Source organism: Microbacterium kribbense (genome assembly GCF_039537285.1).
Lineage (GTDB): Bacteria > Actinomycetota > Actinomycetes > Actinomycetales > Microbacteriaceae > Microbacterium > Microbacterium kribbense.
The window spans coordinates 248,646-272,668 of record NZ_BAABAF010000003.1 but is presented as its reverse complement, the minus strand read 5'-3'; the positions used below and the strand labels follow the sequence as shown (position 1 = coordinate 272,668).

General features: G+C 69.9%; 19 protein-coding genes and 1 tRNA gene. 15 read left to right on the top strand and 5 right to left on the bottom strand.

Annotated elements, in window-relative coordinates:
• Window positions 1–22 precede the first annotated feature (22 nt).
• The 10 genes from ABD705_RS05825 (at window position 23) to ABD705_RS05780 (ending at window position 13,569) form a co-directional block, all read left to right on the top strand.
• Window positions 23–2,554 carry a glycoside hydrolase family 65 protein gene (locus ABD705_RS05825; protein ID WP_344781488.1) on the top strand — a complete coding sequence of 844 codons (2,532 nt, stop codon included), beginning with the start codon at window positions 23–25 and terminating at the stop codon, window positions 2,552–2,554.
• 31 nt (window positions 2,555–2,585) lie between these two features.
• Window positions 2,586–4,922, top strand: a complete 2,337-nt coding sequence (locus ABD705_RS05820; RefSeq protein WP_344781486.1) for a DNA polymerase III subunit gamma and tau — start codon at window positions 2,586–2,588, stop codon at window positions 4,920–4,922.
• 3 nt (window positions 4,923–4,925) lie between these two features.
• Window positions 4,926–5,519, top strand: a complete 594-nt coding sequence (recR, locus tag ABD705_RS05815; protein ID WP_344781484.1) for a recombination mediator RecR — start codon at window positions 4,926–4,928, stop codon at window positions 5,517–5,519.
• A gap of 10 nt (window positions 5,520–5,529) precedes the next feature.
• Complete coding sequence (locus tag ABD705_RS05810) at window positions 5,530–6,513, top strand: DMT family transporter (protein WP_344781482.1); 984 nt, start codon at window positions 5,530–5,532, stop codon at window positions 6,511–6,513.
• An 88-nt stretch (window positions 6,514–6,601) separates the two neighbouring features.
• Window positions 6,602–7,903 (top strand): aspartate kinase, encoded by a 1,302-nt coding sequence (locus ABD705_RS05805; RefSeq protein ID WP_344781480.1) that lies wholly within the window; start codon window positions 6,602–6,604, stop codon window positions 7,901–7,903.
• A 124-nt stretch (window positions 7,904–8,027) separates the two neighbouring features.
• Window positions 8,028–9,122 (top strand): aspartate-semialdehyde dehydrogenase, encoded by a 1,095-nt coding sequence (locus tag ABD705_RS05800; RefSeq protein WP_344781478.1) that lies wholly within the window; start codon window positions 8,028–8,030, stop codon window positions 9,120–9,122.
• Window positions 9,123–9,127: 5 nt separating this feature from the next.
• Window positions 9,128–10,594: a malate dehydrogenase (quinone) gene (mqo, locus tag ABD705_RS05795; RefSeq protein ID WP_344781476.1), complete on the top strand. Its 1,467-nt coding sequence runs from the start codon at window positions 9,128–9,130 to the stop codon at window positions 10,592–10,594.
• A 30-nt stretch (window positions 10,595–10,624) separates the two neighbouring features.
• Window positions 10,625–11,269, top strand: coding sequence for a thymidine kinase (locus ABD705_RS05790; RefSeq protein ID WP_344781474.1), 645 nt, complete (start codon window positions 10,625–10,627; stop codon window positions 11,267–11,269).
• Window positions 11,270–11,541: 272 nt separating this feature from the next.
• On the top strand, window positions 11,542–12,279 hold the full coding sequence (locus ABD705_RS05785; RefSeq protein ID WP_344781472.1) for a FadR/GntR family transcriptional regulator: 738 nt from the start codon (window positions 11,542–11,544) through the stop codon (window positions 12,277–12,279).
• 9 nt (window positions 12,280–12,288) lie between these two features.
• Window positions 12,289–13,569 (top strand): alpha-hydroxy acid oxidase, encoded by a 1,281-nt coding sequence (locus ABD705_RS05780; RefSeq protein ID WP_344781470.1) that lies wholly within the window; start codon window positions 12,289–12,291, stop codon window positions 13,567–13,569.
• A gap of 94 nt (window positions 13,570–13,663) precedes the next feature.
• On the opposite strand, the gene ABD705_RS05775 is transcribed toward ABD705_RS05780, so the two are convergent.
• The 5 genes from ABD705_RS05775 to ABD705_RS05755 form a co-directional block, all read right to left on the bottom strand.
• Entirely contained in the window at window positions 13,664–14,419 is a 756-nt protein-coding gene (locus ABD705_RS05775; protein ID WP_344781468.1) for an HAD-IIB family hydrolase, read from the bottom strand.
• A 50-nt stretch (window positions 14,420–14,469) separates the two neighbouring features.
• Window positions 14,470–14,543 (bottom strand) — tRNA-Pro (locus ABD705_RS05770).
• A gap of 53 nt (window positions 14,544–14,596) precedes the next feature.
• Complete coding sequence (locus tag ABD705_RS05765) at window positions 14,597–16,921, bottom strand: transglycosylase domain-containing protein (RefSeq protein ID WP_344781466.1); 2,325 nt, start codon at window positions 16,919–16,921, stop codon at window positions 14,597–14,599.
• Between the two features lie 48 nt (window positions 16,922–16,969).
• A complete protein-coding gene (locus tag ABD705_RS05760) occupies window positions 16,970–17,908 on the bottom strand; it encodes a metallophosphoesterase (RefSeq protein WP_344781464.1) in 939 nt (312 codons plus the stop codon).
• Window positions 17,905–20,547 carry a transglycosylase domain-containing protein gene (locus tag ABD705_RS05755; RefSeq protein ID WP_344781462.1) on the bottom strand — a complete coding sequence of 881 codons (2,643 nt, stop codon included), beginning with the start codon at window positions 20,545–20,547 and terminating at the stop codon, window positions 17,905–17,907. The genes ABD705_RS05760 and ABD705_RS05755 overlap by 4 nt, the downstream gene beginning before the upstream one ends.
• Window positions 20,548–20,659: 112 nt before the next feature.
• Between ABD705_RS05755 and sp36 the strand changes: the two genes are divergently transcribed.
• The 5 genes from sp36 to ABD705_RS05730 all read left to right on the top strand — a co-directional run bounded on the left by sp36 (window position 20,660) and on the right by ABD705_RS05730 (window position 24,007).
• Complete coding sequence (sp36, locus tag ABD705_RS05750; RefSeq protein WP_344781460.1) at window positions 20,660–20,875, top strand: Sp36 family protein; 216 nt, start codon at window positions 20,660–20,662, stop codon at window positions 20,873–20,875.
• 1 nt (window position 20,876) lies between these two features.
• Window positions 20,877–21,335, top strand: coding sequence for a RidA family protein (locus tag ABD705_RS05745; RefSeq protein WP_344781458.1), 459 nt, complete (start codon window positions 20,877–20,879; stop codon window positions 21,333–21,335).
• Window positions 21,336–21,573: 238 nt separating this feature from the next.
• On the top strand, window positions 21,574–21,777 hold the full coding sequence (locus ABD705_RS05740) for a hypothetical protein (RefSeq protein ID WP_344781456.1): 204 nt from the start codon (window positions 21,574–21,576) through the stop codon (window positions 21,775–21,777).
• A gap of 320 nt (window positions 21,778–22,097) precedes the next feature.
• Window positions 22,098–23,123: a TadA family conjugal transfer-associated ATPase gene (locus tag ABD705_RS05735; RefSeq protein ID WP_344781454.1), complete on the top strand. Its 1,026-nt coding sequence runs from the start codon at window positions 22,098–22,100 to the stop codon at window positions 23,121–23,123.
• Entirely contained in the window at window positions 23,114–24,007 is an 894-nt protein-coding gene (locus tag ABD705_RS05730; RefSeq protein ID WP_344781452.1) for a type II secretion system F family protein, read from the top strand. The genes ABD705_RS05735 and ABD705_RS05730 overlap by 10 nt, the downstream gene beginning before the upstream one ends.
• The last annotated feature ends 16 nt before the right edge of the window (window positions 24,008–24,023 follow it).

Genomic DNA, 24,023 nt, shown 5'->3' with positions numbered 1-24,023 from the left:
CGCCGCCCGGACAAGGACTGACATGATCGATCGCGACCGCTTCCCCGTGGACCCCTGGCGACTCGTCGAGACCAGCTTCGACATCGAGGACGCCGGTGTCACCGAGACCCTGTTCGCGGTCGGCAACGGGTACCTCGGCCTGCGCGGCAACCATCCCGAGGGACGGCACGCGCACGAGCAGGGCACGTTCATCAACGGGTTCCACGAGACCTTCCCGATCCGGCACGCCGAGCAGGCCTACGGCTTCGCCGAGGTCGGGCAGACCATCCTGAACGCGCCGGATGCCAAGGTCATGCGCGTGTACGTCGACGACGAGCCGCTCACCTTCGACCTCGCCGACATCCGCGGGTACGAGCGGACGCTGGACCTGCGCGACGGTGTGCTGCGCCGCAGCATCCTATGGGCGACTCCCAGCGGCAAGAGCGTGCGCGTCGACTTCGAGCGGATGGTCTCGTTCCAGGAGCGCCACCTGGCCCTGATGAGCGTGGATGTCACCGTGCTCGACGCCGACGCACCGGTGACGATCAGCTGCCAGATCGTGAACCGACAGGACGGCGAGGACGTCTACGGTGGCGTTCCGACCGCGCCGCGCAAGGCGGGGTTCGATCCGCGCCGGGGGGAGCGGATCGTAGAGCGCGTCCTGCAGCCGCAGGAGTTCTGGCAGGACAAGACGCGCTCGACGCTGAGCTATCGGGTCGCGCAGTCGGGCATGTCGCTGGCCGTCGTCGCCGACCACATCGTGCAGACCGAGAATCCGTACACGATGCGCACCCTCGTCGAGCCCGACATCGCCAAGAACGTGTTCCGGGTGCAGGCCAAGGCCGGCGTCCCGGTGCGCGTGGTCAAGCTGGTCAGCTATCACACCGGCCGGCGCGGCGTGCCGGCGCGGGAACTGGTCGACCGCTGCCGGCGCACCCTGGATCGCGCGATGGAGGCCAGCATGCCCGCCCATATCGCGCGGCAGCGGGCGTGGCTGGACGCGTTCTGGGCGCGCTCCGACGTGCGCATCGGCGGCCGCGACGACCTGCAGCAGGCGGTGCGCTGGTGCCTGTTCCAGCTGGCGCAGGCTGCCGCCCGCGCCGACGGCGAGGGGGTGGCGGCCAAGGGCGTGACGGGGTCGGGCTACAGCGGTCACTACTTCTGGGACACCGAGATCTATGTGCTGCCGTTCCTGGCGTACACCACCCCGCAGTGGGCGCTGAATGCGATGCGGATGCGCGTGAAGATGCTGCCGGCGGCACGGCGTCGTGCGCATCAGCTCACCGAGGCGGGCGCGCTGTTCCCGTGGCGGACGATCAACGGCGAAGAGGCATCCGCGTACTATGCCGCCGGCACCGCCCAGTACCACATCAACGCCGACGTCTGCTACGCCCTGGCCAAGTACGTCCGGGTCACCGGCGACTCCGAGTTCCTCTATCGGGAGGGCGTGGACATCGCCGTCGAGACGGCACGGCTGTGGGCCACCCTCGGGTTCTGGCGCTCGCACGACGGCGTCGAGTCGTTCCACATCCACGGCGTGACCGGGCCCGACGAGTACACCACCGTCGTCAACGACAACCTGTTCACCAACGTGATGGCGCGCTTCAACCTGCGCTTCGCCGCGCGCACCGTCCGTGAGATGGCCGAGCGCGACGGCGAAGTCTACCGCAGCATGCTGGCGCGCCTGAACCTGGATCCGGCTGAACCGGATTCGTGGGACCGCGCCGCCGAGGCGCTGCACATCCCGTACAGCGCGCAGCTGGGCATCCACCCCCAGGACGAGGTCTTCCTCGAGAAGGAGGTCTGGGACCTCGAGCGCACCCCGCCCGAGCAGCGGCCGCTGCTGCTGCACTTCCACCCGCTCGTGATCTACCGCTACCAGGTGCTCAAGCAGGCCGATGTCGTGCTGGCGCTGTTCCTGCAGGGCAACCACTTCACCGCGGAGGAGAAGCTCGCCGACTTCGAGTACTACGACCCGCTGACCACCGGCGATTCCACGCTGTCGGCCGTCGTGCAGGCGATCCTGGCCGCCGAGGTCGGCTACCAGGAGCTGGCGGCGGACTACTTCGAGCGGGCGCTGTTCGTCGACCTCGCCGATCTGCATCACAACGCCGCCGACGGCGCGCACGTGGCGTCGGCCGGCGGGATCTGGACGATCCTGGTGTCGGGCTTCGGCGGCATGCGCGACTACGGCGGGGAGCTCAGCTTCGATCCACGGCTGCCGGAGGGCTGGGACGACCTGTCCTACGTCATCCGCTGGCGGGGCACGCCGTTGCACATCACGCTGGAGCGCAGCCGGATGACGGTGCGGGCCGGAGAGGGCACGTTCGTGTCGTTCACCGTGCGCGGGGCCGGCTTCGTCGTCGAGCCCGGCCAGCAGATCGTCGTTCCGCTGGTCGATCAGGGGCCCGCGATCCCCGGCCGGCCGACGCTGCACGAGCTGCTCGGCGAACGTCGCGAAGACGGCACGCTGCTGTCTGCGTCGGTGCCGACTGCGAACACCACCACGATCCCGGTGGTCACCGGTCTGGTGCCGGTGATCGACCTGTCCGGTGGCGGGCGAGGCCAGGACTGACACTGTCCGGGGCACACCGTAGGCTGGACGGGTGACCACCGCACTGTACCGCCGCTACCGGCCCGAGACGTTCGCGGAGATGATCGGGCAGGCCCAGGTCACCGAGCCGCTGATGACCGCGCTGCGCAGCGACCGGGTCGGGCACGCCTATCTGTTCTCGGGGCCGCGCGGCTGCGGCAAGACGACGTCGGCGCGCATCCTGGCACGCTGTCTGAACTGCGCGCAGGGCCCGACCGACACGCCGTGCGGGGTGTGCGAGAGCTGTGTCGAGCTGGGGCGCGGCGGCGGCGGGTCGCTCGATGTCGTCGAGATCGACGCGGCCAGCCACAACGGCGTCGACGACGCGCGTGACCTGCGCGAGCGCGCAGTGTTCGCGCCGGCGCGCGACCGGTTCAAGATCTTCATTCTCGACGAGGCGCACATGGTGACGCCGCAGGGGTTCAACGCGCTGCTGAAGCTGGTCGAAGAGCCGCCCGACCACGTCAAGTTCATCTTCGCGACCACCGAGCCCGAGAAGGTCATCGGCACGATCCGGTCCCGCACGCACCACTACCCCTTCCGGCTGGTCGCGCCCGCCGCGATGCTCGAATACGTCGAGCAGCTGTGTGCGCAGGAGGGGGTGACCATCGAGCCCGGTGTGCTGCCGCTGGTGGTGCGCGCCGGCGGCGGGTCGCCGCGGGACACGCTCTCGGTGCTCGACCAGCTCATCGCCGGGTCGGAGGATTCGGCGGTCGGCTATGCCCGTGCTGTCGCGCTGCTCGGCTACACCCCGGCGGATCTGCTGGACGAGGTCGTCGACGCGTTCGGGGCGCAGGATGCCGGGGCCGCCTTCACCGCGGTCGACCGCGTCGTGCAGACCGGGCAGGATCCGCGCCGCTTCCTGGACGATCTGCTGGAGCGGCTGCGCGACCTGATCATCGTGGCCGCGACCGGCGATGCGGCCGCGGCGGTGCTGCGCGGCGTGCCCGCCGACGAGCTCGCGCGGATGTCGTCGCAGGCCGGCGCCTTCGGTGCCGAGCGGCTGTCTCGGGTGGCCGACATCGTGGTGGCGGCGCTGGACGAGATGACCGGCGCGACCTCGCCGCGGCTGCAGTTGGAGCTGATGATCGCGCGCGTGCTCACGCACGGGGGAGCGGTCGCGGGTGCTGGCGGCGTCGCTGCGACGCCTGCGCCTGCGGCGGCTGCGCCTGCGGCGGCTGCGGATTCGCCTGCGCCGGCGGATACGCCTGCGGCGGGTGGCGCCGCACCGGCGGCCGGAGGCACGGGGCTACCCGTTTCGGCTTCTGAACCTGCGGCTCAGATACTGCGGCAACCTCCGGTTCAGACAGTGGATGCTGCGGCGTACGACGACGAGCCGCCGGGCGATATGGACGAGCCGCCCGAGTGCGAGCCGCGCAGCGAGCGCGCGCGGATGGACGACTCGTGGCCCACCATCCTGGAGCGACTCGAGGGCGTCAACCGCGCTTCGTGGCTGGTGGCGACCGCGGCCACCGTGGTGGACTTCGCCGACGACGTGCTCACGCTGAGTTTCGACAGCGCGAGCGATGTCGCGAAGTTCAAGAAGCTGCAGGCGGGTGCCGGGCCCAGCGAAGACCTGCGGCAGGCGATCCACGGCGTCCTGGGCATTCGCGTGAAGTACCTCGCGCGCCATGTCGTCGCCGGGACCGGTCATGGCCCCGCCGATGGCCGCGACCAGTCGTCGGCGAACCCGACGGCCGCTCCCGGGCGAGGTCGGCAGGCTCCCGCCGACGCGCCCCGACCGCACTCCGGTGGGCCGGCTGCTCCTGCCGGGTCGGCGCCCGCCGAGCCTTCTGCGCCCGCCGGATCCTTTGCTGCCACCGGGTCTGCGCCGGCAGGATCTCCCGGGGCGGCCGGGTCAGCTCGGGCTGATGAGCCGTCGGCATCCGCGCCCCGCTCGACCCCGGGCGCATCGGCGCCCGTCTCCCCGCCCCGCTCGACCCCGGCCGGATCGGCACGCCCCGCCCCGCCCCGCTCCGCGCCGGCGTCCGCCGCGCCCGTCACCGAGTGGGCGGTCGCCACGATCCCGACCGGCGGCGACGATGCCCTGGCGCTGCCCGTTGATGACGACCCCGAAGACGTGGCATCCCCGCTCATCGCGACCCTCGCACCGCCGCACGAGGGCGACGTGCTCGCAGCCGGCGACATCGAGGCGCCGGGGGAGTCGGATGACGACGACCCGACCGACGCGGCCGTGAGCGCCGCACCGCCCAGAGCCGCGCCCCGTCCGCCTCAGGCATCCACTCGCGACGACGGCGTGCAGCGGGTCGGTGAGGCCGTCGTCCGCCAGATCCTCGGCGCCACGTTCGTGCGCGAAGAGCCCTACGAATCGCCCACGAGGTTCCAGTAATCCATGTATGACGGCATCGTTCAAGACCTGATCGACGAGTTCGGACGGCTTCCCGGCATCGGCCCGAAGTCGGCCCAGCGCATCACCTTCCACATTCTGCAGACACCGTCCTTCGACGTCTCGCATCTCGCCGAGCTGCTCAGCGAGGTGCGCGAGAAGGTGCGCTTCTGCGAGATCTGCGGCAACGTGTCGGAGCAGGACCGGTGTGCCATCTGCCGTGACCGGCGGCGCAACGAGGCCTTGATCTGCGTCGTCGAAGACGCGAAGGACGTCGCCGCGATCGAGCGCACCCGGGAATTCCGCGGGCGCTACCACGTGCTCGGCGGCGCGATCAGCCCGATCGCGGGTATCGGGCCCGACGACCTGCGCATCGCGCAGCTCATGCAGCGCCTGGCCGACGGGACGGTGCAGGAGGTCATTCTCGCCACCAACCCGAACCTCGAGGGCGAGGCCACCGCCACCTACCTGTCCCGGCTGCTGCACACGCTGCAGATCAGCGTCACCCGCCTCGCCTCGGGTCTGCCCGTCGGCGGCGACCTCGAATACGCCGACGAGGTGACCCTGGGCCGCGCGTTCGAGGGCCGTCGGTCGATCTAGGAATGCCCAGATGAGCGCCAGGGGATGGTGGCTGCTGGCAGTCATGGCGGTGCTGTGGGGCCTGCCCTACCTGTTCATCAGCGAGGCCGTCACCTCGTTCTCACCCGCCGCCGTGGTCGCCGGCAGAACGCTCGTCGGCGCGCTGCTGCTGCTGCCGCTCGCCCTGCACCGCAAGGCGCTGCGACCGGCCCTGCGCAAGTGGCCGTGGGCGCTCGCGTTCGGCGCGGTCGAGATGGGCGGCCCGTTCTTCCTGCTCAGCCACGCCGAGCAGACCATCCCCTCGGGGCTTACCGGTCTGCTGGTGGCATCGGTCCCGCTGTGGGCGGCGATCATCGGGTTCGGCATCGGCACGCATCGGTCCACGAGCCCGCTGCGGGTGATCGGCCTGCTGGTCGGCTTCGGCGGTGTCGCCGTGGTCGTCGCCGGCCAAGGGCTCGCCGTGACGGACGCGGCATCCACCTTCGTCGCCGTCGGCGAGGTGCTGGTGACCGCCGTGCTCTACGCGATCGCCCCGTTCATCGTCTCGGCGAAGCTGTCCGATGTGCCCTCGCTCGGCTCGATCACGCTGGCACTGACCGCGATCGGCATCGTCTATCTGCCGATCGCGCTGCTGACCCAGCACGAGGTGCCGACACTGCGCAGCATGATCTCGCTGGGTCTGCTGGCGGTGCTGTGCACGGCCGTCGCGTTCGTCGCCGTCTTCGCCCTGATCGCGGAGGTGGGGCCGGTCACCGCGCCGCTGTTCACCTACGTCAACCCGATCGTGGCGATCGGGCTCGGGATGCTGATCCTCGGCGAATCGCTGACGCCATGGCTGCTGCTGGGCTTCCCGCTGGTGCTGCTGGGCTGCTGGCTCGCCGCCACCGGCGGCAGGCTCCGCCGGACCCCCGGTGCCGCCCTGGAGCCCGATATCGTCGCCGAGGCCATGCCCGGCATCGCGGCCGCCGAGGCGGACACGCGGCCGATCACGCTGCCGCACACCGCCGACCGCTGACACTCGCGACACATGGCCGAACCGACATGGAGCGGTCTCTAAGATGGATTCCGGGCGCGGATGCCGCCTCAGACCAGGGAGTACCAGTGTGGCGCTGATCGTCCAGAAGTACGGCGGATCGTCCGTCGCCGATGCCGACGGCATCAAGCGCGTCGCCAAGCGCATCGTCGACGCCCGCCGCGCCGGCAACGACGTCGTCGTGGCCGTCAGCGCGATGGGCGACACGACCGACGAGCTGCTGGACCTCGCCGCCGAAGTGGCCCCGATCCCGGCGCCCCGTGAGCTGGACATGCTGCTGTCGTCGGGCGAGCGCATCTCGATGGCACTGGTGGCGATGGCGATCCACTCGATGGGTTTCGAAGCGCGCTCGTTCACCGGCAGCCAAGCCGGCATGATCACCGACGCCCACCATGGCGCCGCGCGCATCGTCGACGTCACGCCGATCCGGCTTCGCGAGGCGCTCGACGAGGGCGCGATCGTCATCGTCGCGGGATTCCAGGGCTTCAACCGCGACACCCGCGACATCACGACCCTCGGCCGGGGCGGGTCCGACACCACCGCGGTCGCGCTGGCGGCAGCCCTGGACGCCGACGTCTGCGAGATCTACAGTGATGTCGACGGCATCTACACGGCCGATCCGCGGGTGATACCCAAGGCGCACAAGCTCGATGTCATCTCCAGTGAGGAGATGCTCGAACTCGCCGCCAACGGGGCGAAAGTCCTCTATATTCGCGCAGTGGAATATGCCCGCCGGCACGGCGTGATCATCCACGCCCGCTCCACGTTCAGCTCGGCCGAGGGGACCCTCGTCATCGACGAGAAGGCCCGCAGGGCGCTGTCAGACCTATTCCCGCAGCTTCAGGGAGAGCACATGGAAGAGCCCGTCGTCGCCGGCGTCGCCACCGACCACAGCCAGGCCAAGATCACCGTCATCGGGGTGCCGGATGTCACCGGCAAAGCCGCCGAGATCTTCAAGATCGTCGCGCGCTCGGGTGCGAACGTCGACATGATCGTCCAGAACATCTCGGCCGCCGCGACCGGCCGCACCGACATCTCATTCACGCTGCCCAAAGAAGAGGCATCCCTCGCGCTGCGCGCGCTGGCCGCCGAGCAGGCCGACGTCGGCTTCGAGAACCTGATCCACGACGACCAGATCGGCAAGCTGTCGGTGGTGGGCGCCGGGATGCGCACCAACTCCGGCGTCTCGGCGACGCTGTTCGAGGCGCTCAGCGTGGCCGGCGTCAACATCGAGATGATCTCGACCTCCGAGATCCGCATCTCGGTCGTGCTGCGCGGCGACGACCTCGACGAGGCCGCTCGCGCCGTGCACACCGCCTTCGGGCTGGACGGCGAGATCGACGCCGCCGTCTACGCCGGCACCGGCCGCTGAGCTCGAATGCTGAGCGGCGCTCTCGGCGAGCCCGGGTAGAATCGGCCGAAACCGCGCCGCTGCATCCGAGGCATCCTGTCTGTCTCACCACACTTTCACGCGCCCGCACCCCGAGGATTTCGCCATGACCCGCATCTCCGATTCCGGACTGTCCATCGCCGTCGTCGGCGCCACCGGCCAGGTCGGCACCGTCATGCTCGAGATCCTCGCCGAGCGCGACTTCCCGGTCCGCGACCTGCGGCTGTTCGCCACCGCCCGCTCGGCCGGGCGCGCGGTCGACTTCGGCGGGCACACGATCATCGTCGAAGACATCGCCGAGGCCGACCCGGCCGGCATCGACATCGCCCTGTTCTCGGCGGGCGCCACCGGCAGTCGTGCGCATGCGCCGCGCTTCGCCGCCGCCGGTGCCATCGTCATCGACAATTCCAGCGCCTGGCGGATGGACCCCGAGGTCCCCCTCGTGGTCAGCGAGGTCAACCCGCACGCCATCGACCAGGCGCACAAGGGCATCATCGCCAACCCGAACTGCACCACGATGGCGGCTATGCCGGTGCTGAAGGTGCTGGATGAGGCCGCCGGCCTGCAGCGACTGATCGTCAGCACCTACCAGGCGGTCTCGGGCTCGGGGCTGGCCGGTGCGCAGGAGCTGCTCGGCCAGGTGCAGTCGGCCGTGGCCGCGGGCAATGCCATCGACCTGGTGCACGACGGTGCCGCCGTCGCTTTCCCCACGCCGAGCACCTACGTCGCGCCGATCGCGTTCGACGTGATCCCCTATGCGGGCACCCTCGTCGAGGACGGCCAGGGCGAGACCGACGAAGAGAAGAAGCTGCGCAACGAGAGCCGCAAGATCCTCGAGCTGCCCGACCTGCGCGTGGCCGGCTCCTGCGTGCGGGTACCCGTTTTCACCGGCCACTCGCTGGACATCCACGCCGAGTTCCGTGATGAGCTGACCCCCGATCGCGCCCGCGAACTGCTGGGGACCGCTCCCGGGGTGGCGCTGGCCGACGTGCCCACGCCGCTGCACGCGGCGGGCAAGGACCCGAGCTTCGTGGGCCGCATCCGTGCCGATCAGTCCGCGCCCGAGGGCAAGGGTCTGGTGCTGTTCATCGCGAACGACAACCTGCGCAAGGGCGCCGCTCTGAACGCGGTGCAGATCGCCGAGATCGTGGGGCAGCGCCTGTCCGTCGCTGTCGAGGAACGGCGCAGCGCGGCCAACTAGACTAGATGACCGTGACTGAATCCGTCGATGTCGTCTTGATCGGTGGTGGCATCATGAGTGCCACCCTGGGTACCTTCCTGCACGAGCTGCAGCCGGACTGGAAGATCACCACGATCGAGCGCCTCAGCGACGTCGCGCAGGAAAGCTCCAACGCCTGGAACAACGCCGGCACCGGCCACTCGGCCCTCTGTGAGCTGAACTACACCCCGCAGGCTCCCGACGGCACCGTCGAGATCTCCAAAGCCATCGCGATCAACGAGCAGTTCCAGCTGTCTCGTCAGTTCTGGTCGGCGCTGGTCGCCCGCGGCGTGCTGAACGGCCCCGAGACCTTCATCAACCCGACCCCGCACATGACCTTCGTGCGCGGCGAGAAGAACGTCGCGTTCTTGAAGAAGCGCTATGAGCTGCTCAAGGAGCAGACCCTGTTCGCCGACATGGAGTACAGCGAGGACTCCCGCGTCATCAACAAGTGGGCCCCGCTGCTGATGGACAAGCGGCGCAAGGCCGACGAGCCGTTCGCAGCCACGCGCGAGAGCGCCGGCACCGACGTCGACTTCGGCGCGCTGACGCACCAGCTGTTCGCACACCTGCGCCACGAGCGCATGGAGGTGCTCACCAACACCGAGGTGCGCCACCTCTCGCGCACCGCGGACGGCCAGTGGCTCGTCAAGTACCGTCGCACCCTCGGCCACGGGCCGGGGCAGGTCAAGGCGCGCTTCGTGTTCGTCGGCGCCGGCGGCTGGGCTCTGAAGCTGCTGCAGCGCTCGGGAATCGCCGAGGCCAAGGGGTACGGATGCTTCCCGATCGGCGGGCAGTGGCTGATGACGAGCGAACCGGCCATCGTCGCGCAGCACCACGCCAAGGTCTACTCCAAGGCCACCGTGGGCGCACCGCCCATGTCGGTGCCGCACCTGGACACCCGCGTCGTGGACGGCAAGACCTCGGTGCTGTTCGGCCCGTTCGCCACGTTCAGCCCCAAGTTCTTGAAGAAGGGGTCGATGTGGGACATCGTCACCCAGGTGCGGTTCTCGAACATCTTCAGCATGCTCAAGGTCGCGGCGACCAACTTCGACCTCATCAAGTATCTGGTCAGCGAGCTCGCCAAGAGTCACCGCCGCAAGGTCGACGACCTGCGCCAGCTGATGCCGTCGGCCAAGGATGCTGACTGGACGCTGCTGCAGGCCGGCCAGCGTGCCCAGGTGATGCACGAAGGCCAGCTGAAGTTCGGCACCGAGGTCATCTCGGCCGCGGACGGCTCGATCGCGGGCCTGCTCGGTGCGTCGCCGGGCGCATCGACAGCCGTGCCGATCATGCTCGACCTGATGAAGACGTGCTTCCCGGACCAGATCGCGTCCTGGGAGCCGAAGCTGCGCGAGCTGATCCCGACGTACGGCCAGTCGCTGAACGACCGGCCCGAGCTTGCCCGCGAGACGATGGCCGGCACGGCCGAGGCGCTCGAGCTGAGCGCCTGAGGGCGCGCGGCGCGTTTGTAGACTTGGGCGGTGGCCAAACTCTACTTCCGGTACGGTGCGATGAACTCGGGCAAGTCCACCGCACTGCTGCAGGCCGCATACAACTATGAGGAGCGCGGTCAGCACGTGCTGCTGGCCAAGCCCGGCATCGACACGAAGGATGCCGATCGCATCTCAAGTCGGCTCGGGATGACCCGGGATGCCGACTTCCTGATCCGTCCGGACGACGACGTGCGTGCGCTGTTCGCGGCGCACCGGGCGCGGGTGCGGCGCGACGCGGAGGCACTGATCCCGGCCGACGACGCGGCGCCCGTCGACGTGGCGTGCCTGCTCATCGACGAGGCGCAGTTCCTCACCCGCGACCAGGTCGACGATCTGCTGCGGATCGTGGTGCTCGACGGCGTGCCGGTGCTGGCCTACGGCATCCGCACCGACTTCCAGACTCGGGCGTTCCCCGGCTCGCGGCGCCTGCTCGAGCTCGCGCACAGCCTGGAGGAGCTCAAGACGATCTGCCGGTGCGGCCGCAAGGCGCTGTTCAACGCACGACTGGTCGGCGGTCGGTTCGTCTTCGACGGTGATCAGGTCGCGATCGACGAGCTCAGCGCCGACCGGGTCACCTACGAGTCGATGTGCGCCCAGTGCTACCTGCGCGAGTCGGGCGGGCGCCTGGGCTGAGGGCCGTGCGATCGGTCGCGTCGTGGCGGCCCGGGGCACGAGCATGCCACCCGTCGGTGGGGGCGCGCCGTAGCGCGTGCAAAACTCCTTCGATCCGCGCCGGCGCGCCCCGGAAACGGGGGTGCACGGCCGCCGAGCGTCGATATCGAAGGAGTTCCGCACAGGCTCGAGCGGCGTCGGCGTGGCCGGGACGCCGGTCGACGATGCAACCGCGCCCGTTGCGTGGTCTGACCACAGGCTGATACCGTGGTCAGACCACATAAGGAGGGCCCGTGGCCGACGCACCTGCGCGCGCGTGGCGCGTCGTGCTCGAGAAGATCGAGTCCGATCTGCTCGAGGGCGTGCTCCGGCCGGGCGATCACCTGCCGCCCGAGCGCGAGTTGGCCGCCGCACTGGGGGTCGGCCGGTCCAGTGTGCGCGAAGCGCTGCGGGTGCTGGACGTCCTGGGCCTGATCCGCACCGCCACCGGGTCGGGGCCGGCCTCCGGCGCGATCGTGATCGCGACGCCGCACGGCGGCATGGCGGCGCTGCTGCGCCTGCAGGTGGCCGCCCGCGGCTTCGCGATCGAAGACGTCGTCCGCACCCGGCTGATCCTCGAGACCGCCGTCGCCGGGTCGCTGGCCCGCGAAGCCGAGGACGCGCGACTGGCCGGCTCCGAGACCGGCGAGGAACTTGCCGAGGCGCGTGGGATGCTGGCTGCGATGGAAATGTCAGAGCTGTCGCCCGCGGAGTTCCTCGCCCTCGACGCCCGGTTCCACACGGCGCTGGCCGAGGCGTCCGGCAATTCCGTCGTCGCCGCCATGATGGCCGGACTGCGCACCTCGATCGAGTCGTACGTGATTGCCGGCGCTGAGCGCGTCGGCAACTGGGCGGCCACCGCCGACCGGCTGCGCGCGCAGCATCGCGAGATCATCGACGCCATCGCCGCCGGCGACTCGGCCCGGGCGACGCGGCTCGTGCACGACCACATCACCGGCTATTACGCACAATCCGGGCTCACCGCCGATTGAGAGGACCTCATGGTCACCAGACAGATTCCGAACCCCAAGGACATCCTCGAGCTCATGCAGTTCAAGCGGCCCGAGTGGAATGCACGCAAGCGCCGGCTGGATGCCGCGCTGACGATCGCCGACCTGCGCACGATCGCCCAGCGCCGCACTCCGAAGGCGGCGTTCGACTACACCGACGGCGCTGCCGAGGGCGAGCTGTCGATCGCGCGGGCCCGGCAGGCGTTCGAAGACATCGAGTTCCACCCCGGCATCCTCACGCCCGCACCCAGCGTCGACACCTCGTGCGAGGTACTCGGCGGCCCCAGCGCGTTGCCGTTCGGCATCGCACCGACGGGGTTCACCCGGCTGATGCAGACCGAGGGCGAGACCGCCGGCGCCGGGGCGGCGGCTGCCGCCGGCATCCCGTTCACGCTCTCGACGCTGGGCACCACCTCGATCGAGGACGTCCGCGCGACCAACCCGCATGGACGCAACTGGTTCCAGCTCTATGTCATGCGCGACCGCGAGATCTCGTACGGATTGACCCGGCGCGCCGCAGCGGCGGGTTTCGACACGCTGTTCTTCACGGTCGACACTCCGGTGGGCGGTGCGCGGCTGCGCGACAAGCGCAACGGCTTCTCGATCCCGCCGCAGCTGACGCTGGGCACGATCATCAACGCGATCCCGCGGCCGTGGTGGTGGATCGACTTCCTCACGACGCCGAAGCTCGAGTTCGCGTCGCTGTCGACCACCGGCGGCACGGTCGGCGAGCTGCTGGATGCCGCGATGGACCCCACGATCAGCTACGACGACCTCGAGGTCATCCGGGGGATGTGGCCGGGAAAGATCGTGATCAAGGGCGTGCAGACCGTCACCGATGCCAAGAAGCTCATCGACCTGGGCGTGGACGGCATCGTGCTGTCCAACCACGGCGGGCGCCAGCTCGACCGGGCACCGATCCCGTTCCGGCTGCTTCCGGAGGTCGTGCGCGAGGTCGGCAAGGACGCCACCGTGATCGTCGACACCGGCATCATGAACGGCGCCGACATCGTGGCATCCATCGCCCTGGGCGCGACGTTCACCCTCGTCGGCCGCGCCTATCTGTACGGCCTGATGGCCGGCGGCCGCCAGGGCGTCGATCGGGCGATCGCGATTCTGCGCAGCGAGATCGAGCGCACCATGAAGCTGCTCGGCGTCTCGACGCTGGCCGAACTGGGCCCACGGCACGTGACGCAGCTGACGCGGCTGACCCCGGTGGCGCAGCCGGTACGGGCCCGGGCGCCGCGCACCAGCACGGCGGCCAAGGCCTGACTCGACCGCGTTTCGACTCGTCGCTTCGCTCCTCGCTCGAGAACCGGCCGCCCCCGGTCGCTTGCGCGAGCGGAGCGAGTCGAAACGACGCCCATTACAGCGTCGGGATGAGCCGATCCAGAAACGCCGCGGTGTCCTCCCAGCCGGTGACGGCCTGGCAGGGCACGCCCAGGGCGAGCACCGGGTAGTCATTGCCGTCCGGGTCGAGCCGGTCGCCGACGAACAGCATCTCGGTCAACGGGATGCCGGTCTGGTCGGCCAGTTGCGCCATGCCGTACGCCTTGTCGATGCCCCGGTGCGTGATGTCGACGCTGGTCGATCCGCCCGAGCGCACCTCGAGCTCTGGGATGCGGGCGGCCACCGCCGCGCGCAGCGTGTTCTTCTTCTGGCCGGTCGGGTCCCAGGCGCTCTTGGCGTCCAGCGGCGCCTGCTGCCCGAGCGCCGAGAAGGTGATCTGCGAGCCACGGTCTTCGAGGATCGGCCCCCACGGCTCGGCCTCCCAGTAGCCCAGCCGGCGGGCTTCGGCTTCGACGGCCTCCGTCGCCCGCGCCTTCTCCTCGTCGCTGAGCGCATGCGCGTAGACGGTGCGCACGCCGTCTGCGGACAGCCGGTAGTACTGCGTGCCGCAGGTGGGCAGCAGATGGATGCGCTCGCGCACGTCGGCTGCGGCATCCGGCAGTCGATCCACGACCTGCGTGGTGAACTGGGCCAGGTGCGCGCCCGAGATGATCGCGACCTGCACCCGTTCGGCGAGCGCGATCAGCAAGCAGGCGATGCGCGGGTCGATCGGGCTCTTCGACGGCGCGAGGGTGTCGTCCAGGTCGAACGCGACGAGGCGGGGTACGGGCATCCGGGGTCCTTTCTACGGCAAAGGCTCCACCGAGGTGGAGCCTTGACCAGTCGGGGTGACAGGATTTGAACCTGCGGCCTCTTCGTCCCGAACGAAGCGCGCTACCAAGCTGCGCCACACCCCGTGGCAACCGTTCGAGTCTACCCGATCCGCGGGCGTGCTCCGGACGGCGGGCGCTCAGCCGTGCTTTTTCTTGGGACCGGGAGGCGAGGTCGACGGCGTCTGCGGGGCCGGTGCGATCGTCGCGGGGGGAGAGGTCGGCGTCGGCGTGGGCGACGGGTGCGGTGCGGCGCGGTGGGGGTAGCTGCCGGAATAGACCGTGAGCTTCGCCTCGGGGGCGGGCAGCGGCCCGCCGGGGTAGTACGTGTCGGCGGCGCGCTGGATCCGCTCGGACATGGGGTACCGGATCTCGGCGAGGTCGGTGCCGTGGTACCACCACGTGTACATGTCGAGGTTCGGGTCGCCGTGGTTGTCGGTGATGCCCGACCACACCAGCGAGGTCATCGCGGAGCTGGACGTGATGAGCCAGGTCTGCTCGCCGTTGTGGGTTCCGGTCTTGCCGAACAGCGCAGTGCCGTCGTGGGGGTTGGCGACCGCCGCCGTCCCGCCCGGCCGCAGCACCGTCTGCAGCGCATACTCCGCCGTGGCGGCGATGCCCGGGTCGATCTGCTGGGTGCAGGTGCGCTGCGGCACGGGCTGATCCTGTCCTGCGGCATCCGTGACCCGGGCGATCACCCGCGGCTGGCAGAAGACGCCGCCGTTGGCGATGGCGGCGTACGCGCCGGCCATCGCGATCGGCGAGACCGAATTCGATCCGAGCACCGAGAAGAGGTTCGTCATCTCCACCGGCCCGCTGCCATCGGCGAGAGTGACGCCGAGCTTGGTGGCATCCTTCATCACGTCGCACAGGTCGAGCTGGGCGGCCATCGCGAGATAGCCCGAGTTCAGCGACTGCGCGGTGAACTGCATCGGCGTGCCGTAGTAGCCCGCCTCGTGCCGGAAGTTCTGGATGATGCTGCCGGTCCTGTTGGTCCAGTCACCCTGGCACGAGTTCGTGATGTGCGGAATGAGGCGCACGTTGCCGTTGACGACCTCGTTGACCGAGTGGCCGGCCTGCAGCCAGGCCAGCAGCGTGAACAGCTTGAACGACGATCCCGCCTCGAACCCGTTCGAGCCCTGCGTGTGGTCGCCGGCGTACACGATGCTGGTGTTGCCGGAGTCGGGGGACGACGGGGTCGTGCTGAAATGCGTGTTCTGCGCGAGCGAGAGGATGTCGCCAGTCGACGGCTGGATGTTCACGATCGTCGATCCGTAGCCGTACCCCGGCCACTTCGACGGGGCGTACTTCGACACCGTGGCCTGGGCGACCTTCTGCAGCCGCGGGTCGAGCGTCGTGTAGATGTTCAGCCCGCCCTGACGCAGGGCCTGTTCCCGGTCCGCGCCGGTCTTGCCGAACGCCGGGTCGCTCGTGATGATCGAGGTCACGTACTCGCAGAAGTACTGCACCGAGGTGTTGGCGCAACCCGTCGTCGGCGGGGTGATGTGCGGGGTGATCGGCGCCTTCATCGCCGCGTCGTACTGCGCCGTGGTGATCTTGCCGCCATCGCGCATCCGCCCCAGCACGTACTCCTGGCGCTGCTTGGTCAGGGCGTAGTGGCTGCCGGCGCCGTTGACCTTGCTGCCGGACAGATCGATGCGGTAGGTGTTGGGGTTCTGCACCATGCCCGCCAGCGTCGTCGCCTGTGCGAGCGAGAGCTTGCTCGCGTGCACGCCGAAGTAGTACTGGGATGCCGCCTCGATGCCGTATGTCACGCCGCCGAAGTTCGCGATGTTCAGGTACGCGAGCAGGATCTCGTCTTTCGAGTACTTCTGCGAGAGCGCGATCGCGTAGCGCATCTCCTGCAGCTTGCGGGCGTAGCCGGACGGACCGCTGTCGTTGGTGGCGTCGTTGTAGCACGCCTCGATCTCGGCCTGCCGCCGCTGCTGCGTCAGCGTCTGGGCGTTGACGGTGCCGTAGCAATCCTGCACCAGCACGTTCTTGACATACTGCTGGCTGATCGAGGACCCACCCTGCACGCCACTGCCGCCCTCGAGGTTGGACAGTATGGCGCGCGTCGTGCCCAGCAGATCGATGCCGCCTTCGTCATAGAACCGCGGATCCTCGCTGGAGAGGATCGCGTCATACATCACCGGGGCGATCTGGGTCCACGTCACCGGCACCCGGTTCTGGTCGTAGAACCGGGTCAGCGGCTCTTGTTTGCCGGTCGTCGGGTCCTGCGCATAGATCGTGGTCGGCAGCTGCAGCGCGCCTATCTGCAGCTCGCTGGGCAGGTTGTCGAATGTGTCGATCGCGGTCGTGGCCGCGGCGCCGGCCACCGCCACCGTGGGCGTGACGGCCATCGAGATCAGCACGCCGGCCACGGCGCTGAGCGCGACGAGGCCGACCAGGCCGCCGATCACGCCGGCCGGGTGTCGCTTCTTCCAAATCGGCGCACCGGGCACATCCGAGAGGCTATTCCTGCACGCTGGATGTCAGCTAAGTCCCGGCTGTCAGCCGCGTTGGGGCAGCAGCGTGATCAGGGATGCCTCGGGCCGGCAGGCGAACCGCACCGGGGCATAGATGGAGTGGCCGATGCCGGCGCTCACGTTCAGCGGCACGGTGCGGCCACCGTGGGTCCAGGTGCTCAGCCCGCGCGCCTGGTCGAGGGGGATGTCGCAGTTGGCGACCAGCGCCTTCGGCGAGAACGGGATGCGCACTTGGCCTCCGTGCGTGTGGCCCGCCAGCAGCGCCTGCGCGCCCAGGCCGATGAAGGCGTTCAAGATGCGCTGGTAGGGCGCGTGCGTGACGCCCCAGGTCAGGTCGGCGCCGGTGCCCAGCGCCGCGAGGGCGGCCGGCAGCTCGTCCAGCCGGTCCCAGTCCCGGTGTGCGTCGCTGACGCCGAACGCATCGATGCGCAGGCCGCCGACGTCGATCGTCGCTGCGGTGTTGTTCAGGTTCGCCCAGCCCAGGTCGCCGACCAGCAGGTCGTCCAGCGAGGAGACATCCAGCGATTCGACCCGGCGGGCGTGCCGAGAGGGTCCGGCGAAGTACTTCAGCGGATTGCGCGGGGCCGGAGCCACCAGATCGTTCGACCCGTGCACGTACATGCCGGGGATGCCGCGGAACGGCGCGAAGGCGCGCCGGATGCCGTCGATCCCGTCGGCGTGGCCCAGGTTGTCACCGGTGTTGACGATCACGTCGGGGCGCAGCTGGGCCAGCGCCGCGATCCAGCGCTGCTTGCGATGCTGCCACGGGGCCATATGCACGTCCGAGATGTGCAGCAGCCGGATCGGTGCGGTGCCGGGCGGCAGCATCCGCAGCGAGTGCCGCCGGAGCGTGAAGAGGTAGCGCTCGATGCCGACGCCCCAGACCGCGGTGCCGACGCCGACCGCCCCCACCGTGCCGAGCACGGTGAGGGCGGTGCGCGCGGGCGTGCGGGTGCGGGTCATCCGCCGCCGTTGCTCTTGCCGGGCTTGCCGGGTTTATCCTGGCCGCCCCCGCAATCGGGGCTCTGGTAGGTGACCGTGATCGCGGTGCTCGGGCCGGCGACCGTGCCCGCCGACGGGTCGGTGCCGCTGACCGTGCCGTCGCCGCCGTCATTCTGCTTGCAGACGGCGTTCACGTTGCTGAACCCGGCGGCGCGCAACGCCGAGACAGCCGGCTGCGGCTGCTGCCCGGACACGTCGGGCACGGGGATGCCCTTGCCGTTGCTCGGACTGATCGTCACGGTCGTGCCGCCGGCGGTCTTGCCGGCCCCCGGGCTCTGCGCGGCGATCAGGCCTTCGGCCAGATCGGAGTCGACCGGTGCTCCGACCGTCACCTGGAAGCCCGCGCCCCGCAGCGTGCGGGTCGCGTCGTCCTGGGACATCCCCACCACGCTCGGCAGGTTGACCAGCACCCGGCGGGTCAGGTTCGAATCGGGCTCGGGGAACTGGCCCCCAGGGTAGATGCCATCGATCGCGCCCTGGATCGTGCGGCCGAGCACGAACCGGATGTTGGAGAGCTGGGTGCCCTTGTACCAGCGGTCGAACATCGGCACGTGGCCGTTGACGCTGCCCACCCAGTTCGCCGTCGTGACCTGGGTGTTCGAGGTGATCAGCCACGTCTGCCAGGTCTCGTTCGTCCCGGTCTTGCCGATCAACTGCGTGCCGTCCCAGGGGTTGCCGCCCACCCCGGACCCGCCGGACTCCAGCGGACCCTTCAGCGCATAGGCGGCGGTGGCGGCGACCTTCGGGTCGAGCACCGGCGTGCAGGTGCGGTCGGGCAAGGTCATCTCGTTGCCGTCGGCGTCGATGATCTTGTCGATCACCCTCGGCTGGCAGAAGACGCCCTTGTTCGCCACCGCGGCGTAGGCGCCGGCCATCGCCATCGGGGACACCGCATCGCCGCCGATGATCTCAGCCGGCCCTTCGGGCTTGTCCGTCGCCAACGGAATCGGCTTGCCGTTGCCGAGGGTGACCCCGAGTCGGTCGGCCACCTTGCCGATGTCGCACAGGTCGAGAGCATGTGCCATGCCCGCGAAGCCGGAGTTCAACGACACCTTGGTGAAGTACTTCGGCGTGCTGAATGCGCCGCGGCCCTTGTCGAAGTTCTTCACGTCGTAGGGCACCCCCAGGCTGCCACTCGGCACGCAGGAGTCGGTCCAGTTCGTGCGTGCCTTCCTGGTGCCGTCGATCACCTCGTTCAACGAGCGCCCCTGCTCCAGCCAGTCCAGCAGGGTGAACAGCTTGAACGTCGAACCGGCCTCGAAGCCGGTGGAGCCGCCTATCGGCCCGCCGGCGTAGACCAGGGATGTCTTGCCGGGTGTCTCCGGCCCACTCGCGACATAGTCCGTGTTCTGCGCGATGGCCAGCACACGGCCGGTCGATGCTTCGATGCTCACCGACGTCGAGCCGAACTTGATCGACACGCCTCTTTCATCCTTGCCGCTCTCGGACTTCGGCACGTACTTGTTCTGTGCGTTCTGCGCCGCCTTCTGCACCCGCGGGTCGAGCGTCGTGTAGACCTTCAGTCCGCCCTTCTGCAGCAGCTGCTTGCGCTGATCTGCGGTGCCGAATGCGGGGTCGTTCAGGATCACCGAGGTCACGTACTGGCAGAAGTACGGCGCGAGGTCGTTGGCGGCGCAACCGGTCTTCACGCTCTTGAGCTTGGGGACGATCGGCGCCTTGGTGGCCTCGTCGTGCTGCTTCTGGGTGATCTTGCCGTCGCGCAGCATGGCGTCCAGGACATACTTCTGGCGCCCCTTGGTCAGGACGTAGCCGTCCTTGGCCGTGTTGACGGCCTGGCCCTGCTGGTCGGTCGTCGTCCCCTTGGGCATGTCGATCCGGTACACGTTCGGGTTCTGCACCATTCCCGCCAGAGTCGAAGCCTGCTCGAGGGTGAGCTTGCTCGCGTGCACCCCGAAATAGTGCCAGGCGGCGGCTTCGATGCCGTAGGTCACGCCGCCGAAGTTCGCGATGTTCAGGTACCCGAGCAGGATGTCGTTCTTCGAGTACTTCTGCTCCAGGGCGATCGCGTACCGCATCTCCTGCAGCTTGCGCTGGTAGCCGTTGACACCGCTTGAGTCGGTCGCCTCCTGGTAGCACTTCTGGACGTCGGCGTCGGTCTTGGCGGTCCAGTAGCAGTTCTGCACGAGCACGTTCTTCACGTACTGCTGGCTGATCGATGAGCCGCCCTGCGTCGCGGAACCCGGCTTCAGGTTGCTGAGGATCGCTCGGGTCGTGCCGGTGATGTCGATGCCGCCGTGCTGGTAGAACCGCGGGTCTTCGCTGGAGAGGATCGCGTCGCGCATGACCGGTGCGATCTGCTTGAACGTCACGGGGTCGCGGTTCTGGTCGTAGTAGGTCGCGAGCGTGACCTCTTTGCCCTTGTCTTTGTACACCAGAGTGGTGGGCAGGCTCAGCTTGTCGATCTTGAGCACGCTCGGCAGGTTGTTGAACATGTCGATCGCGCTGGTGGCGGCCGCGCCCGTGACAGCGACAGCGGGGGTGACCGTCGCGGTGATCAGAACACCGGCGACGGCACTGAGTCCGACCAAGCCGAGCAGACCGCCGGCAACGCCGGCCGCCGTCCGTTTCGAGTGGGGCATATGGTTGATCGTAAAGGAGATTGCTGGGCGAAACCTCCAGGCAGTCACCGTCCATCGCCTTCGTGTTCGACCTTCGTGTTCGACCTTCGTGCTCAAGGAGTGCAGCGCCGCCATGACGACATGGGAATACCTGACCACGCCACTGGTCATCCACAACACCACCGCCATCTTGAACAACTGGGGCAAGCAGGGGTGGGAGCTCGTCCAGGTCGTGGCCGGCCCCGAGGGCGGACTGGTCGCGTATCTGAAGCGTCCGGTCGGCAGCGGCGAGGCGAACACCGGACTGGCTGCCGCTGCCGACGCGTCGCGGCGATTCGAAGGGAACTGACATGGCTGTTTCGCAGACGCTCGCCGACCTCGGCGTCACGCTGCCCGAGGTCGTACCGCCGGTCGCCGCCTACCTCCCGGCGGTCGTGCACGGCGACCTGATCTACACCTCCGGCCAGCTGCCGATGACCGGCGGGGCGCTGCCGGCGACCGGCAAGGTCGGCGGCGCGGTCAGCGCCGACGACGCGAAGGGCTATGCCCGCCAGTCGGCGCTGAACGCGATCGCCGCCGCCGCGGCGGCCGTCGGCGGCGTGGACCGGCTCACCGGAGTCGTGAAGGTCGTCGGGTTCGTGGCATCCACCCCCGACTTCACCGGGCAGCCCGGCGTCATCAACGGCGCCAGCGAACTGCTCGGCCAGGTCTTCGGCGAGGCCGGCCGGCACGCGCGCTCGGCGGTGGCCGCGCCCGTGCTGCCGCTGGACTCGCCGGTCGAGGTCGAGGTCATCTTCAGCTACGTCTGAGCGCGGGTGCCCGCGCATCCGGGGCTGTGTCTCGCACCGCCGGAAGCCGTCGAGAACGCCCAAACTGCGCGGTGGCTTGGGCTCTGGCGCAGTTTGCGCATTCTCGACGGGCCGGGCGATCGGCCGACCGGTCTGGCGGCCAGGTGCGGCGGTCGTCGGTCGGTTGACGACGGCCGGCTTCGGCCCTCGGATGCCAGAAGCTGCCGAGAACGGGCAAACTGCGCGGTGGGGTCGGCCTATGGCGCAGTTTGCGCGTTCTCGACCGGGTTGGGCCCTTGTCACCGGCCAGGCCGCCCGCGCCGACGAGCCCGGCGCCGGCGGCCTGGCACCGGATGCCGGTGCCTACTTCACCGGCGCCGAGATGATGCTCATCCGATCTATCGCACCGCCCGCCCCAGCGTGCGGCGGCGAACCGGGCACGATCGCGGGGCCCGTTCGATGAGGAAATCGTCACTTGATATATCAGTCATTCCCAGCGGAATTTGTTTGTCGGCGGACGAAAACGTGCGTAAGCTCAATTGCGGCCGAACATTCGATTCTGGCATTGCAGCACCCGATCACCCCCCGACTGCGGTGTTGCGCGTGGCGGCATCCCATTCCCCCCATGGGATGCCGCCCTCACTTTCCGAAGCTTTCTTCGTGGCGCGGCGCGGCTGCGCCCCGGCCGCGTCGATTCCTCCCCATCGGCCGTGCGGCGGCAGGTTGTCCACCGATTCCGGTGGCGGGGCCTGGACGCCGACTCCGGATGCCTAGATTCGGTGCATGCCCGACCCGTTCGTCGTCCGCCCGCGCACCGGCACCGCCGTGCGCAAGGCGGCCGCACCGGCCCGGCAGCCGGGTTCGCCGCAGCCACGACAGACCGAGCCGGCTCTGGAACCGCTCGCGCCGTACCTGGACGACCCGGCCGTCACCGACCTGTTCGTCAACGGCGCCGATGGGCTGTTCGTCGATCGCGGCGGCGGAGCGATCCGCGTGCGGCAGTGGCGGGCCGCTGAGGCCGACGTCCGCGAACTCGCCGTCGCCCTGATCGGGCTCGGCGGGCGCCACATCGATGACGCCAGCCCGTGCGTGGACGTGCGGTTGGCGGGGGGCATCCGGGTGCATGCCGTGCTGCCGCCGGTGGCGCGGGGCGGCACCGTCATCTCGGTGCGGGTGCCCCGCGCCACCGCACTCGGCCTGGACGGACTGACCCGCGCCGGTGCGGTAGATGAAGCCGGGCGGGCCCGACTGCAGCAGCTCGTCGCGGAGCGGGTGAATCTGCTCATCACCGGCGCCGCCGGCACCGGCAAGACCACGCTGCTGGCGGTGCTGCTGTCGCAGGTGCCAGGCACCGAGCGGATCGTGACCATCGAAGACGTCGCCGAGCTGCAGATCGATCACCCCCACCACATCTGCCTGGAGGCGCGTCAGGCCAACCTCGAGGGCGCCGGCGGCATCGGCCTGGCACGACTCGTGCGAGAGGCGCTGCGGATGCGTCCGGACCGGCTGGTGGTCGGCGAGTGCCGGGGCGAAGAGGTGCGCGAACTGCTCAGTGCGCTCAACACCGGCCACGACGGCGGGGCCGGGACGCTCCACGCCAACGGGCTGCACGACGTGCCCGCCCGGCTCGAAGCGCTCGGGGCCCTGGCCGGAATGGGCGACGCGGCGCTGGCTCGCCAGGTGGCCAGCGCGATCGGCTGCGTCATCCACCTCGAGCGCGCCGGTGACGGCACCCGCCGCGTGGCCGGCATCGGCCGGCCGTTCGTGCGCAAGGGTCGATTGCGGATCGAGGCGCAGACATGGGGCTGATGACCCTCCGCCGGCAGCGGTCCGCGCCCGCCGGCGTGCCCGTGGGCACCGTGCTGCGTCTGGCGGTCCTGCTGCAGGCCGGCATCGGCCCCGAGCAGGCCTGGCGGCACCTCGCGCAGGCGGGGGATGCCACCGCCGGCGGCGTCGTGGACCGGATGGCCGGGGGAGCGGACGTGCCCACGGCGCTGGCCGCCGCCGGCCCCGCGTGGCACGACGTCGCCGCGGCCTGGCGCATCGCGCAGACTGTGGGCGCACCGCTCGCATCGAGCCTGCGCGGCTTCGCGGCCGCGCTCGACGACGGGGCGCAGACGCGCGACGAGGTGCGGGTCGCGCTGGCCGAGCCGACCAGCACCGCACGGCTGATGTCCTGGCTGCCGCTGGTGGCGGTGGGTCTGGGCGCCGCCCTCGGCTTCGACACGCTGCGCACGCTGAGCACGACGCCGTTCGGCATCGTCTGCGCGGTCGCCGGGCTCGCGCTGATCGTGGCCGCACGGCGCTGGAGTGCGGCGCTGGCGCGCCCGGCCGATCCGGGCGACGCGCTGCCGGGCATCGACGCCGACCTGATGGCGATCGCACTGACCGGCGGAGTGTCGCTGGAGCGGGCCGAGCGCGTCGTGGCCGAGTCCGGCGGGCCGCCGCCGGACGGGCAGACCCGCAGCATCCTCACGCTGTCCCGCTCGGCGGGGGTCCCGGCCGCCGAGCTGCTGCGGGCGGCGGCGACCCTGGCCCGCCACCGTGCCCGCACCGAGGGCCGGATGCGCGTCGCGCGGCTGTCGGCGCGACTGCTGATCCCGCTGGGCGCGTGCACCCTGCCCGCCTTCCTGCTGCTGGGCGTCGCCCCGATGCTGCTGAGCGTGCTGGCCTCGACGCCGTTGTCGCTATGACCGCCCGATGCCGTGC

What these genes read in the sequence shown, in the direction of transcription:
- recR (WP_344781484.1), top strand. Translation starts at nt 4,926, where the DNA reads ATGTATGACGGCATCGTTCAAGACCTGATCGACGAGTTCGGACGGCTT.
- ABD705_RS05735 (WP_344781454.1), top strand. Translation starts at nt 22,098, where the DNA reads ATGCCCGACCCGTTCGTCGTCCGCCCGCGCACCGGCACCGCCGTGCGC.
- ABD705_RS05825 (WP_344781488.1), top strand. Translation starts at nt 23, where the DNA reads ATGATCGATCGCGACCGCTTCCCCGTGGACCCCTGGCGACTCGTCGAG.
- ABD705_RS05800 (WP_344781478.1), top strand. Translation starts at nt 8,028, where the DNA reads ATGACCCGCATCTCCGATTCCGGACTGTCCATCGCCGTCGTCGGCGCC.
- sp36 (WP_344781460.1), top strand. Translation starts at nt 20,660, where the DNA reads ATGACGACATGGGAATACCTGACCACGCCACTGGTCATCCACAACACC.
- ABD705_RS05745 (WP_344781458.1), top strand. Translation starts at nt 20,877, where the DNA reads ATGGCTGTTTCGCAGACGCTCGCCGACCTCGGCGTCACGCTGCCCGAG.
- ABD705_RS05780 (WP_344781470.1), top strand. Translation starts at nt 12,289, where the DNA reads ATGGTCACCAGACAGATTCCGAACCCCAAGGACATCCTCGAGCTCATG.
- ABD705_RS05810 (WP_344781482.1), top strand. Translation starts at nt 5,530, where the DNA reads ATGAGCGCCAGGGGATGGTGGCTGCTGGCAGTCATGGCGGTGCTGTGG.
- ABD705_RS05730 (WP_344781452.1), top strand. Translation starts at nt 23,114, where the DNA reads ATGGGGCTGATGACCCTCCGCCGGCAGCGGTCCGCGCCCGCCGGCGTG.
- ABD705_RS05775 (WP_344781468.1), bottom strand. Translation starts at nt 14,419, where the DNA reads ATGCCCGTACCCCGCCTCGTCGCGTTCGACCTGGACGACACCCTCGCG.
- ABD705_RS05760 (WP_344781464.1), bottom strand. Translation starts at nt 17,908, where the DNA reads ATGACCCGCACCCGCACGCCCGCGCGCACCGCCCTCACCGTGCTCGGC.
- mqo (WP_344781476.1), top strand. Translation starts at nt 9,128, where the DNA reads ATGACCGTGACTGAATCCGTCGATGTCGTCTTGATCGGTGGTGGCATC.
- ABD705_RS05755 (WP_344781462.1), bottom strand. Translation starts at nt 20,547, where the DNA reads ATGCCCCACTCGAAACGGACGGCGGCCGGCGTTGCCGGCGGTCTGCTC.
- ABD705_RS05740 (WP_344781456.1), top strand. Translation starts at nt 21,574, where the DNA reads ATGGCGCAGTTTGCGCGTTCTCGACCGGGTTGGGCCCTTGTCACCGGC.